Origin of the sequence: Pseudomonas viciae (assembly GCF_004786035.1) — a bacterium.
GTDB lineage: Bacteria > Pseudomonadota > Gammaproteobacteria > Pseudomonadales > Pseudomonadaceae > Aquipseudomonas > Aquipseudomonas viciae.
On sequence record NZ_CP035088.1, the window covers coordinates 4,708,716 to 4,721,536 of the forward strand.

A 12,821-nucleotide genomic window follows, 5' to 3' on the forward strand; every position below is an offset into this window, starting at 1 on the left:
CATGCATCCTCAACAGACTTTAATCGGTGCGCCGGCTCAGCCAGGCGTGCAATTCAGGAAAATGGTCGATCGCCAGTCGCGGCTCGAATGCCCGGAGCGCCTCGATGGACTGCGCGCCATAGCTCACAGCCACCGACCCCATGCCGGCGTTGCGCGCCATTTGCAGATCGAACGACGAGTCCCCCACCATCAATGCCTGCTCCGGTCGCATCTCGCAATGCGCAAGTATCTGCTCGAGCATCAGCGGATGCGGCTTGCTGGCGGTTTCATCCGCCGCACGAGTGATATCGAAATAATCGTCCCAACCATGGGATTTCAGTACCCGATCCAACCCACGACGAGCCTTGCCGGTCGCGACAGCCAAGTGATAACCCTCGGCTCGCAGGACTTCAAGGGTGTTGACCACACCGTCGAACAAGGGCGAAGGCTCAGCCTCCAGCGCAATGTAATGATCGGCGTAATGCTGGCGAAAAACCACCAACTCATCGTCACCGATCTCCGGATACAAGCTACGAATCGCTTCTGGCAAACCCAGGCCAATGATGCCTTTGACTGCAAAGTCATCACATCGGGCAAACCCGGTACGATCCGACGCGACATGCATCGACTCCACGATCCGACCTATGGAATTGGCCAGAGTGCCGTCCCAATCGAAAATCAGCAGCTTGTAGTCAGGATGCACTCAACCGCTCCACGGTCTTGGCCCACATATCATCCACAGGGGCCTGCAATTTCAGTTCACCGCCGTCGGGCAGCGGCACGGTGAGCATGTAGGCATGGAGGAACAGGCGTTTTCCGCCCAGATCACGGATTTCCTTGGTGAAATCGTCATCGCCGTATTTGCTGTCGCCAGCAATGCAATGCCCGGCATGCAGGGTGTGGACGCGGATCTGGTGAGTACGGCCCGTCACCGGCTTGGCCTCGACCATGGTGGCGAAGTCACCGAAGCGGCGCAGGACCTTGAACACCGTGAGCGCCTCCTTGCCCTCTTCGTTGACTTCCACCATGCGCTCGCCGGAACGCAGGTTGCTCTTGAGCAACGGCGCACGAACCTGCTTGATGGATGTGTCCCAGCGACCGCGCACCAGCGCCATGTAGCGCTTGTCAACGCCATCACCGCGCAACTGCTCGTGCAAATGACGCAGCATGCTGCGCTTCTTGGCGATCATCAGCAGGCCAGAGGTGTCGCGGTCCAGGCGATGGACCAGCTCCAGCTCCTTGGCGTCGGGACGCAACTGACGAAAGGCTTCGATCACGCCGAAATTCAGCCCGCTGCCGCCGTGAACCGCAATGCCCGCGGGCTTGTTGATCACGATCAGGGCTTTGTCTTCGAAGACGATCGAGGCCTCGAGACGCTGCAGCAGGCCTTGGGCCAGGGGCACCGGCTCATCGCGTTCAGGCACGCGAACCGGCGGCACGCGCACGATATCGCCCGCCTGGAGCTTGTATTCGGGCTTGATCCGACCTTTGTTCACCCGCACTTCGCCTTTGCGCAAAATGCGGTAGATCAAGGTCTTGGGCACGCCTTTGAGTCGGGCCAGCAGGAAGTTATCGATTCGTTGGCCGGCATATTCCGGCGAGACCTCGAGCAGTTGAACGCCAGGGGTCGAAGGGGCAGTAGTCGTCATGGCGGCGATCATAACAATTTTTTATGGAATTGAAGCACTTAATCATTGCTGCTATAGTCGCGAACGCCGCCAAAAGTGGCTGGACAGCGGACTAACGGTCAAAAACCGGCCCTGACCAACGCAATTCACGAGGACGAGAGGCCGTCCTACGGGGCTTTCGCTACGTAACGGTAGAGTTTGCAGGTGTAACGAGCGCAGGTGACATGAGGCCTGAAATACGCGGCAAAGCAGAGTTTTGACTCGCCTTGCGCGCCACATTCACGGCCAGTTCACAAAGTGCAGTCAGCTACGAACGACCCCGAGCGAGAGCTTCGGAAACAACGCCTAAATTAGCCATGATGCGTGACCTCCCCTTTCGGAGCTCACGGTAAATGCCAACCCGCTGCGGATTCTGCGCGCGGCAGCACCCGATTATCAGGGATACGTGTAGGGTGGAGATGTACAACCGTCGGACTGTGTAGCACTAGGCTTATATTTAGACGCTTCATCTCGTCCACAGGCGCCGGTTGATTCCTCCTCCTGACTGAGTGCTTGAGTACCAGCAAGCAGGACGCGTCCGTCGCGACTTCGCCATCATTGGGTCGAACTCGCTGGACACTGGAATGGCCCTGCCACTTCCAGGACGCACCTGACACCGACCGTGAGAAGTCGTGTGTGCCGAACGCCGTTTCCGGCAGCCCGGAAACCGACGGTACTACATGAAAAGAATGCTGATTAACGCAACTCAACCCGAAGAGTTGCGTGTTGCACTGGTAGACGGCCAGCGCCTCTACGACCTGGATATCGAATCCGGTGCACGCGAGCAGAAGAAGGCCAACATCTATAAAGGCCGGATTACTCGCATCGAACCAAGCCTTGAGGCTGCCTTTGTCGATTTCGGCTCCGAGCGCCACGGCTTCCTGCCCCTCAAAGAAATCTCCCGCGAGTACTTCAAGAAAGCCCCTGAAGGCCGCGTCAACATCAAGGACGTCCTGAGCGAAGGCCAGGAAGTCATCGTTCAGGTCGAAAAAGAAGAACGTGGCAACAAGGGCGCAGCCCTGACCACTTTCATCAGCCTGGCCGGTCGTTACCTGGTCCTGATGCCGAACAACCCGCGTGCCGGCGGCATCTCCCGCCGCATTGAAGGCGAAGAGCGCAACGAACTGCGTGAAGCCCTGAACGGCCTGGTCGCACCGGCTGACATGGGTCTGATCGTGCGCACTGCCGGCCTTGGCCGCAGCAGCGAAGAAATGCAATGGGACCTCGATTACCTGCTGCAACTGTGGACCGCCATCAAAGAAGCCTCGCTGGATCGCTCCGCGCCGTTCCTGATCTATCAGGAAAGCAACGTGATCATCCGCGCCATCCGCGATTACCTGCGCCAGGACATCGGTGAAGTGCTGATCGACAGCGTCGAAGCCCAGGACGAAGCCCTGACCTTCATTCGCCAGGTGATGCCGCAGTACGCCAGCAAGATCAAGCTCTACGAAGACAGCGTTCCGCTGTTCAACCGTTTCCAGATCGAAAGCCAGATCGAGACCGCTTTCCAGCGCGTCGTCGAACTGCCGTCCGGCGGCTCCATCGTCATCGATCCGACCGAAGCCCTGGTGTCCATCGACATCAACTCGGCGCGCGCCACCAAAGGCAGCGACATCGAAGAAACCGCCCTGCAGACCAACCTTGAAGCCGCCGAAGAAATCGCCCGTCAGTTGCGCCTGCGCGACATCGGCGGCCTGATCGTCATCGACTTCATCGACATGACCCCGGCCAAGAACCAGCGCGCCGTGGAAGAAAAAGTCCGCGAATGCCTGGAAGCTGACCGCGCTCGCGTACAGGTCGGCCGCATCTCGCGCTTCGGCCTGCTGGAAATGTCCCGTCAGCGCCTGCGTCCATCCCTGGGCGAAAGCAGCGGCATCGTCTGCCCTCGCTGCAACGGCACCGGCATCATTCGTGACGTCGAATCGCTGTCCCTGGCGATCCTGCGCCTGATCGAAGAAGAAGCCCTGAAAGACCGCACCGCCGAAGTTCGCGCCCAAGTGCCGATCCCGGTAGCCGCGTTCCTGCTCAACGAAAAACGTAACTCGATCACCAAGATCGAACTGCGCACCCGGGCCCGCATCGTCATCCTGCCGAACGATCACCTCGAGACACCGCACTTCGAAGTGCAGCGCCTGCGCGATGACAGCCCGGAAGCCCACACCAACCAGTCCAGCTACGAAATCGCTGCTGCCGCTGCCGAAGTGGAAGAAGTCCAGCCGGCCGCCGCTACCCGCACCCTGGTTCGCCAGGAAGCAGCGGTCAAGACTGCCCCGGCTCGCGCCAACGCTCCGGTTCCGACCGAAGTCGCCGCTCCGGTTGCCGCCCCGTCCGCCGTGCCTGAGCCAAGCCTGTTCAAAGGCCTGGTGAAGTCGCTGGTCAGCCTGTTCGCCACCAAGGAGGAGCCAGCAGCGCCAGCCGTTGTCGCCAAGCCGGCCACGACCGAGCGTCCAGCCCGCAACGAGGAGCGCCGTAACGGTCGCCAGCAGACTCGCAACCGCAACGGTCGTCGTGACGAAGAGCGCAAGCCCCGCGAGGAACGTGCACCGCGTGAAGAGCGCGCGCCACGTGAGCCGCGTGAAGAACGCCAGCCTCGCGAAGCCCGTGAGGAAGCGCCAGCCGTAGCCCGCGAAGAACGCGCACCGCGTCCGCCGCGTGAAGAACGTCAGCCGCGCGCACCGCGTGAAGATCGCAAGCCACGTGGCGAACGCGAAGAACGTGTTCGCGAACTGCGCGAACCACTGGATGCCGCCCCGGCCGCTGCTGCCGTTGCTGCTACCACCGCTGAAGAGCGTCCGGCCCGCCAGCCTCGCGAAGAACGCGCACCGCGTCCTCCTCGTGAAGAACGTCAGCCACGCGCCGAGCAGGCAGCCGCCGCTGCCAGCGAAGAAGAAGTGCTGAACAGCGAAGAGCAACTGCAGGAAGACGGCCAGGACACCGCCGAAGGCGATCGTCCACGCCGCCGTTCCCGTGGCCAGCGTCGTCGCAGCAACCGTCGTGAGCGTCAGCGCGACGCCAACGGCAACGTGATCGAAGGTTCGGAAGAGTCCGAATCCACCGAGAACGCCGAAGCGCCAAGCGCTGCCGACCTGGCTGCCGGCCTGGCCGTGACTGCGGCAGTTGCCAGCAGCACAATCAGCGCCCCTGCTGAAGCCCAAGCCAATGAGCAGGCCGAACGCGCTACCGCTGTAGTGGAAAACGCACCGGTTGAAGCGCCTGTGGTCGAAGCCACTACTCCAGTAGAAGCCACCGCCTCGCCAGAAGTGGAACTGGCACCGGTACGTGAAGCCCAGCCTGAAGCCGAAACTGCCGCCGAGCCTGCACCGGTCGTCGAGCAGCCTGTGCTGGCCGCTGAGCCTGCATTTGAAGCACCGGCCGAGGAAAAAGCACCAGAGCCTGCCCGTGAAGAGCAGACGGCGTTCAACTGGACCGCAGAGCCCGTTGCACCGGCACCTGTTGTCGAGCCTGAACCGACCCCAGAGCCAGTGAAAGCGATCGAACCCGTCGTGGTCGAGCCTGCTCCAGTGGTCGAAGCGCCTGTGGTGGTTGAAGCACCAGCCCCGGTGGAAGAGCCTGCGCCTGCCAGCGCCCTGACCGCGAACGGCCGTGCGCCGAATGATCCGCGCGAAGTGCGCCGTCGCAAGCGTGAAGCCGAGCGTCTGCAGAAGGAAGCCGAACAAGCTGCCGCTGCCGCCGCTCAAGCGCCTGTCGTCGAAGCCGCTCCGATCGTGGAAGCAGTCGAGGCAGCCCCTGCCCCGGTCGCTGAAACAGCCTCTGAGCCAGCCCCGGCCGAACCGGCGCCAGTGACCGACGAGCCTCAGTACTCCGCTGAAGCTGAAGAAGTCGCACCGCGTCACATTGAAGCCTTGGAAAAAGAGCACGAGCCTAAACCTCACGCCTGATTCCATCGCCCAATAAAAAGCCCCGCCTGGTTATGCCAGGCGGGGCTTTTTTATACCCTCAAGTTATGCACACATCCGTATGGGAGCGAGCTTGCTCGCGATTGCGTCGGGTCAGCTTGCATCAATGCTGAATGCCGGACCGCTTTCGCGAGCAAGCTCGCTCCCACAGGGGATTGGCAGCGCTCATACAATGAATGTCCGCCACAGGGGGATTTTGCAGCGGCTGTTATTTGAAATTCAGAGCTTCAGGCACATCGACATCCCAAACAACGCCAGGATCATCCAGCGCCACCTCGACCACTCTCGCACCAGCAAACAACACCTTGGCGCCACGATCGCCGGTCAATGCCATCAATTTCGGCCCAAACCCACGACCAAACCCCACCGGATGTCCGTATTCACCGGCAAGGACCGGCACACTGATGCCATTCTCGCGGATTCCCGCCGTCACCCGCTCAATGCTCGACGGCAGGATGAACGGCATGTCACCCAGCACAATCAGCCAGCCATCAAGGTCCGGACAAGCCTGGACGCCGGCGGCAATGCTGTCCCCCAAACCGGGCGAGTCCAGTTCCACGAAGTCGCAACCGTAGGCCTGGGCCATGCGAATAGCCTGTGGGCGATCCTTGCTCGTCACCAGCACGCGTTTTTCCAGGGCGGCGGGCAAATTCACCAGCACCTGCTCGATCACTGACCGGACAGCGCCGTCACGCCCCGTGCAATCGGCCAACAATTTATCCTTGTCCGGGCCCGCAACCTGACGGAAACGGCTGCCCGTTCCGGCGGCGAGAATGATCACGCCAATCGACTGGGACATATTCCCTCCTCATCGGCGGCCTACAGCGGCTTTTTCTGCCGCAGCTCCACGCCATTCTTGATCGCCACGATTTCGGCCAGCAGCGACAAGGCGATTTCCGCCGGGGTGTGGCTGCCAATGTGCAGGCCGATCGGGCCATGCAACCGCTCGATGGCCTCTGCAGACAAGCCTAGCTGAGCCAGGTTATCCCGGCGCTTCCGGCTGTTGACCCGCGAGCCCAGGGCGCCGACATAAAACGCCTTGGAATCCAGGGCCGTGAGCAGCGCCATGTCGTCCAAGCGAGGATCATGGGTCAAGGCCACAATGGCCGTGCGCTCGTCGGTCTGGATGCTCAACACCGCCTCGTCGGGCATCCCCGAGACAAAGCGACCATGCTGCTCTTCCCAACCATAGACAAACTCCTTGCGCGGATCGCAGATCAGCACTTCAAAGTCCAACAGCCTGGCCATTTCCGCCACGTAACGCGACAGTTGCCCGGCACCGATCAGTAAAAGCCGCCAACGTGGACCATAGATAGCCCGCAGGACTTGGCCATCGAACACCAAGGCGTCGGTTTTGCTGGCCGGTGTCAGCGCCACGCTGCCGCTGTCCAGCGTCAGTTCACGGGCGACAATTTCATGGGCTTCGCAACGCTCCAACAGTTCGGCCACCCATTGCGGATCCCCCACCCGCTCTTCGGTCAGGCGCAAGGTACCGCCACATGGCAGACCGAAGCGCGCCGCTTCCTCGCGGGTGACGCCATAGGTGATGAGCTGCACTGGCGGACCGTCTGCCGGAATGCGACCGTCGTGCAGTCGCGCGATCAAGTCATCCTCGACACAACCGCCCGACACCGAACCAATCACCACGCCGTCTTCGCGCAGGGCCAGCATCGCCCCCGGCGGCCTCGGCGCAGTGCCCCAGGTCTGGACCACGGTGAACAACACCACCCGCTGCCCGGCGCGGCGCCACTCAAGCACGCTGCGCAGGACGTTCAGATCAACGCTATCCATCAGGCTTTGGCCTGTTGCCAGCCTTGCAGCTGATAGCGCACGGGCAGGTTGCGGATGCGCTGGCCGGTGGCGGCAAAAATCGCGTTGCACAGCGCCGGCGCAATCGGCGGCACGCCGGGTTCGCCGACGCCGCCCAACGGCACCTCACCCGGTGGCGTGACCAGATGCACAGCCACCTCCTTGGGCGCGAGGGACATGTGCGCGACTTCGTACATGTGGAAGTTGTCTTGCTGGACCTTGCCGTCCTTGAAGCTGATCTCCCCCACCATGGCATTGCCCAAGCCCATGACGCATGCGCCTTCGAACTGTGAGCGGATGCGCTCGGGGTTGATCTGCGGCCCGCAATCCACGGCGATGTCGGCCTTGTGCACGATCACCGTGCCATCATCCTTGACCTCTACCTCGATCACCGCTGCCACGTAGGTGACGAAGCTGTAATGCACCGCCAGTCCAAGACCACGGCCCTTGGGCAGTTTGCGGCCCCAACCGGCGGCCTTTGCCGCGGTTTCCAGCACGGTGCGGATCCGCCCCGTATCGATGGGATAACGCTCAGGGGACTCGCCGTAGTTCCACTCTTCGCTCAAGGTGCGCGGATCGATCTTGCGATCCGGGCCAAGCAATTTGACCTGATACTTCAGCGGATCCTGACCGGCCTTGTGGGCCAATTCGTCGATGAAGCTCTGAATCGCAAAACCGTGAGGAATGTTCGACACCGAGCGGTACCAGCCGACCCGGGTATGAGCGGTGGCGGCGGGGTTTTCCATGCGCATGTTAGGGATCGCGTAGGCCATATTGGTCACGCCCATGCCTACTTCGAACGGTGCTTCGTGGGTCATGCCCGGCGCAAACAACGCAGTGATGCTGGGGGCTACGGTACGGTGCAGCCAGCCGGACGGCATGCCGTCCTGATTCAGGCCGGCCTTCAGGTATTCGGCCGAAACGGTGTGGAAATACGAGTGATGAATGTCATCCTCGCGGGTCCATTGCACCCGTACCGCCTGACCCGCAAACTCCTTGGCGAGCACCGCCGCTTCGAGGACGAAATCGGGCTTTGACTTGCGCCCGAAACCGCCGCCGAGCAAGGTGATGTTCACCGTGACCTTGTCGAACGGGATGCCCAATCGTTCGGCGAGGCGCTCGCGGGTAACCTGCGGCGCCTGGCTCGGTGCCCAGGCTTCGCATTGGCCGTCCTTGAAACGGGCGACGGCGACCATCGGCTCCATCGGCGACTGAGACAGGTGCGGCAGGTAATAGGCCGCTTCCAGGGTTGAATCGGCCTTGGCCAATGCGTCGTCAAGGTCACCGGTGCTGCGTACGACTTTGCCGGGAGTAAGGGCAGCCGCTTCCAGTTCCTTGCGATAGGCGATGGAGTCATAACCGGCATTCGGCCCGTCGTCCCATTCGATCTTCAGCGCCTCGCGGCCCTTGATCGCCGCCCAGGTATTTTTCGCCACCACCGCCACGCCGCCCAGGGGCTGGAACTCCGAAGGCAAAGGGCGCCCTTCGATCTGCAGCACTTTGACCACGCCCGGTACTTTCAGCGCAGCGCTGCTGTCCACGGTCTTGACCTTGCCGCCATAGACCGGCGGACGGGCCACGACGGCGTAGAGCATGCCGTCGAAATGCACATCGGCACCGAACACGGCGCGGCCGTTGACGATGTCTTCGCCATCGATGGCCCGGGTCGCTTCCTTGCCGATGTAGCGAAACTGCGAAGGCTGCTTGAGGCGCAAACTGTCACCGGCAGGCACCGACAAGGCACTGGCGGCGGCGGCCAACGCGCCATAGCCCAGTTCGCGACCGGATGGCTGGTGCACGACCTTGTGCAACTGGGCACGACATTCACCCACCGGGACATTCCACTGCGCGGCGGCGGCCTGCTCCAGCATGGTTCGCGCGGCGGCGCCGCAACGGCGCATCGGCTCGTACCAGTGACGCATGCTGCGCGAACCATCAGTGTCCTGGTTGCCGAAACGCGCCTCATCAGCTGGTGCCTGCTGCACCTTGACTAGCGCCCAATCGGCGTCCAGTTCATCGGCCACCACCATGCTCAGACTGGTGCGTACGCCCTGGCCCATTTCCGAACGGTTGCAGATCACCGTCACGCGGCCATCAGCGGCGATGCTCACGTACACCTTCGGGTCGTCGACCGCGCCATGGGGCATGCCCTCGGCGCCGAATTTCTTTTCTTCGGCAAAGGCATCCGGCAGCCCCCAACTGGCGGCCAGCACCAGCACACCGGTGGCGCTCGCGCCTTTGAGGAAGCCACGACGGCTGAGGTTGCTCAGCACAAAATCATTGGGCAAACGGCTCATGCCTTGACCTCCTTCAAGTGAGTGGAGGCCTGGCGGATCGCGGTCTTGATCCGGTTGTAAGTGCCACAACGGCAAATGTTGCCAACCATGGCTTCTTCGATCTGCTCATCGCTCGGGTTGGGGTTGGTCTTGAGCAAGGCGGTGGCGGACATGATCTGCCCGCCCTGGCAAAAGCCGCACTGGGCCACGGCGGTATCAAGCCAGGCCTTCTGGACGATTTGTCCAACCGGATCAGCGTGAAGCGCGTCAATGGTGCTGATGTCCTGCCCTTTCACCGAACCAATCGGCGTGATGCAACTGCGCGCCGGGGCGCCGTCGATGTGGATGGTGCACGCACCGCACAGGCCCATGCCGCAGCCGAATTTGGTGCCGTTGTAACCGGCCACGTCCCGAATGGCCCACAGCAGTGGCATGTCCTCGGTCACATCCAGTTGATGGTCTTTTCCATTGAGTTTCAGGGTAATCATGGGCACGCCCGCATAGTGTTCGAGTTATGGGGTCGAGCAATCTGCCGCTTGGGTAACGGTTTGGTTGTCGCAGACTGGCTCAGGCTGATCGGGCTCTCTTGTGCACACACGCAAGGCGTCTGCACCGGGCCTTCAATGCTGACTAAATTAACCCAGGATCAAGCAAAACGCCCTGCACAATCCTGCACAAATGCTTCGTGTGCGAGGTTGTGCAGGGCGTTTTTGGCCGACGGCAAAAACCAGTTTCAGTACCGATTGGGCTCCATTTCCAGATCGACCTGGAAGCGCTCAGCAATGTCTTTCTGGATACGCAGGGCCAGGTTCAACAGTTGCGGGCCAGTGGCATTGCCGTAGTTGACCAGCACCAGCGCCTGCAACTTATGCACCCCGGCGTCACCTTCACGAAAACCCTTCCAGCCGGCCCGTTCGATCAGCCAGCCGGCGGCGATTTTCATCTGCCCTTCAGGCTGTGGATAAGCCACCAGGTCCGGGTATCGCACTTTGAGTTGCGCCACGTGGGTGGCCGGCACCAGCGGATTCTTGAAGAAACTGCCAGCGTTGCCCAGCACGGCCGGATCCGGAAGTTTTTCACTGCGAATGCTGCAAATGGCCCGACTGACATCGGTGGGCGTGGCCTGGTCGACGCCCTGCTCGGTCAACCGTTGACGAACCGGGCCGTATTCCAGATGCAGGTGCGCGGCGCGACTGAGAGCAAAGCGCACCCGCAGAATCAACCAGCGGCCCGCCTGCTGTTTGAACAGGCTGTCGCGGTAGCTGAAACAGCACTCTTCGAGGTTGAAGTCGCGCAACTCACCGGTCTGGCGATCCAGGGCGGTGAGGCCGGCGAAGACGTCCTTGATCTCCACACCGTAGGCGCCGATGTTTTGCATCGGCGCTGCCCCTACCGTACCGGGAATCAGGCTGAGGTTTTCCAATCCCGCCCAACCTTGCGCCAGTGTGTACTGGACGAAAGGGTGCCACGGCTCCCCCGCCTCGGCTTCGACCACTACGCGTTCGCCGTCATCGCTGAGCAGGCGAATCCCGTAGCTGGCCATGCGCAGCACCAGCGCATCGATGTCGCCGGTCAGCAACAGATTGCTACCGCCCCCGATCACCAGCAACGGCACCTCATGCTCGCTGGCATAGGCCAACGCCTGGCGAACATCGTCATCGCTGTAGGCTTCGGCGAACAACCGCGCAGTGACGTCCACGCCGAAGCTGTTGAAGGGCTTGAGGCTGACGCCAGCCTTTACCTGCAAGCTCATAACCGCCCCTTCAATTCGATCACCAGGCGATCCGTGGCGCGCTCGATCAGGTCCAACACCTGCTCGAAACCCTGCTCGCCGTCGTAGTACGGGTCCGGCACATCATCGAGTTCAGCTTCGTAGCGACGCAGGAACAGATCCAGCTCGGCCCGGCCATTGGCCGGTTGCAGGGCCTTGAGGTTGCGCAAATTGCTGCTGTCCATCGCCAGGATCAGGTCGTAGGCGGCGAAGTCGGCACGGGTCACCTGCTGCGCGCGCTGGGCCGACAGGTCGTAGCCGCGGCGCAGGGCTGCAGCCTGGCTGCGCTTGTCCGGAGCCTTGCCCACGTGCCAGTCACCGGTGCCGGCGGAAGCCACTTCCACCTGCCCGGCCAACCCGGCCTCGCGCAGCTTGTGCCGCAGGATGCCCTCGGCGGTGGGCGAACGGCAGATGTTGCCGAGGCAGACGAACAGAACCCGCATCAGGCCTCCAGCAGGCGACGAACGCGCTCGAGGTCTTCAATCGTGTCGACGCCGGTTGGCGGGGCGATCAGTGCATCGGCGACATGGATCCGCACGCCATGCCACAGGGCACGCAGTTGTTCCAGGGATTCAGTGTTTTCCAGCCAGCATGGGCCCCAGGCAACGAAGTCCTGGAGGAAACCGGCGCGGTAGGCATAGATACCAATGTGGCGGCGGTAAGGCACGCCTTCTGGCATGACGTCGCGGCTTTGCGCGAACGCATCCCGGGCCCAGGGCAATATCGCCCGGCTGAAGGTCAGCGCCAGGCCGTTGAGGTCGCTGACGACCTTGACCACACTGGGGTTGAACAGGGTTTGCAGATCTTCGATCGGCTCGGCCAGGGTGGCCATGCGCGCTTCGGGATGGGCCGCCAGGTTCGCGGCGACCTGATCAATCACGCTGGGCGGGATCAACGGCTCATCGCCCTGCACATTGACGACGATGGCGTCGGGTTCCAAGCCCAGTTGCTCGGCGACCTCCGCCAAGCGATCCGTGCCGGAATTGTGATCTTCGCGGGTCAGGACCACCTCGGCGCCAAAGCCCTTGCAGGCCGCCACGATGCGCGCATCGTCCGTCGCCACTACCACGCGTTGGGCGCTGCTTTTGCAGGCCTGTTCCCAGACGTGCTGGATCATCGGTTTGCCAGCGATCAACAGCAACGGCTTGCCTGGCAGGCGCGTCGAGGCGAAGCGCGACGGAATGACAACGGTGAAGGCTGCGGTCATTTGTCCAAACGCTCATCGGTGGTCAGGGTACGGGCTTCGCTTTCGAGCATCACCGGGATGCCATCACGAATCGGGTAGGCCAGGCCGGCGCCCTTGCTGATCAGTTCGGTCTTGTCGGCACTGAGCTTGAGCGGGCCTTTACAGACCGGGCAAGCCAGAATATCGAGCAATTTGGTGTCCATGAAATTCCCCTGG

General features: G+C 62.1%; 11 protein-coding genes. 1 reads left to right on the top strand and 10 read right to left on the bottom strand.

Annotation, left to right across the window (positions count from 1 at the left end; translation table 11 throughout):
- Positions 1-19 precede the first annotated feature (19 nt).
- Positions 20-682 carry an HAD-IA family hydrolase gene (locus EPZ47_RS20540; RefSeq protein ID WP_135846472.1) on the bottom strand — a complete coding sequence of 221 codons (663 nt, stop codon included), beginning with the start codon at positions 680-682 and terminating at the stop codon, positions 20-22.
- A complete protein-coding gene (gene rluC / locus EPZ47_RS20545) occupies positions 672-1,628 on the bottom strand; it encodes a 23S rRNA pseudouridine(955/2504/2580) synthase RluC (RefSeq protein ID WP_135846473.1) in 957 nt (318 codons plus the stop codon). Before rluC ends, EPZ47_RS20540 begins: the two co-directional genes overlap by 11 nt.
- Before the next feature lie 698 nt (positions 1,629-2,326).
- Here rluC and rne point away from each other — a divergent pair.
- The gene (gene rne / locus EPZ47_RS20550; protein ID WP_135846474.1) at positions 2,327-5,545 is read left to right on the top strand and encodes a ribonuclease E; all 3,219 of its coding nucleotides are present in this window, start codon (positions 2,327-2,329) and stop codon (positions 5,543-5,545) included.
- A 226-nt stretch (positions 5,546-5,771) separates the two neighbouring features.
- Here rne and EPZ47_RS20555 read toward each other — a convergent pair whose 3' ends face one another.
- The 8 genes from EPZ47_RS20555 to EPZ47_RS20590 all read right to left on the bottom strand — a co-directional run bounded on the left by EPZ47_RS20555 (position 5,772) and on the right by EPZ47_RS20590 (position 12,808).
- Entirely contained in the window at positions 5,772-6,362 is a 591-nt protein-coding gene (locus EPZ47_RS20555; protein WP_135846475.1) for a nucleotidyltransferase family protein, read from the bottom strand.
- Positions 6,363-6,382: 20 nt separating this feature from the next.
- On the bottom strand, positions 6,383-7,354 hold the full coding sequence (locus EPZ47_RS20560; protein WP_135846476.1) for an XdhC family protein: 972 nt from the start codon (positions 7,352-7,354) through the stop codon (positions 6,383-6,385).
- Positions 7,354-9,669, bottom strand: coding sequence for a xanthine dehydrogenase family protein molybdopterin-binding subunit (locus EPZ47_RS20565; protein WP_135846477.1), 2,316 nt, complete (start codon positions 9,667-9,669; stop codon positions 7,354-7,356). Before EPZ47_RS20565 ends, EPZ47_RS20560 begins: the two co-directional genes overlap by 1 nt.
- Complete coding sequence (locus EPZ47_RS20570) at positions 9,666-10,136, bottom strand: (2Fe-2S)-binding protein (RefSeq protein WP_135846478.1); 471 nt, start codon at positions 10,134-10,136, stop codon at positions 9,666-9,668. The genes EPZ47_RS20565 and EPZ47_RS20570 overlap by 4 nt, the downstream gene beginning before the upstream one ends.
- Positions 10,137-10,381: 245 nt before the next feature.
- Positions 10,382-11,401 (bottom strand): UDP-N-acetylmuramate dehydrogenase, encoded by a 1,020-nt coding sequence (gene murB, locus EPZ47_RS20575; protein ID WP_135846479.1) that lies wholly within the window; start codon positions 11,399-11,401, stop codon positions 10,382-10,384.
- Positions 11,398-11,862, bottom strand: a complete 465-nt coding sequence (locus tag EPZ47_RS20580) for a low molecular weight protein-tyrosine-phosphatase (RefSeq protein ID WP_135846480.1) — start codon at positions 11,860-11,862, stop codon at positions 11,398-11,400. The genes murB and EPZ47_RS20580 overlap by 4 nt, the downstream gene beginning before the upstream one ends.
- On the bottom strand, positions 11,862-12,626 hold the full coding sequence (gene kdsB / locus EPZ47_RS20585) for a 3-deoxy-manno-octulosonate cytidylyltransferase (protein ID WP_135846481.1): 765 nt from the start codon (positions 12,624-12,626) through the stop codon (positions 11,862-11,864). The genes EPZ47_RS20580 and kdsB overlap by 1 nt, the downstream gene beginning before the upstream one ends.
- Positions 12,623-12,808 carry a Trm112 family protein gene (locus EPZ47_RS20590; protein WP_003179363.1) on the bottom strand — a complete coding sequence of 62 codons (186 nt, stop codon included), beginning with the start codon at positions 12,806-12,808 and terminating at the stop codon, positions 12,623-12,625. The genes kdsB and EPZ47_RS20590 overlap by 4 nt, the downstream gene beginning before the upstream one ends.
- Positions 12,809-12,821 lie beyond the last annotated feature (13 nt).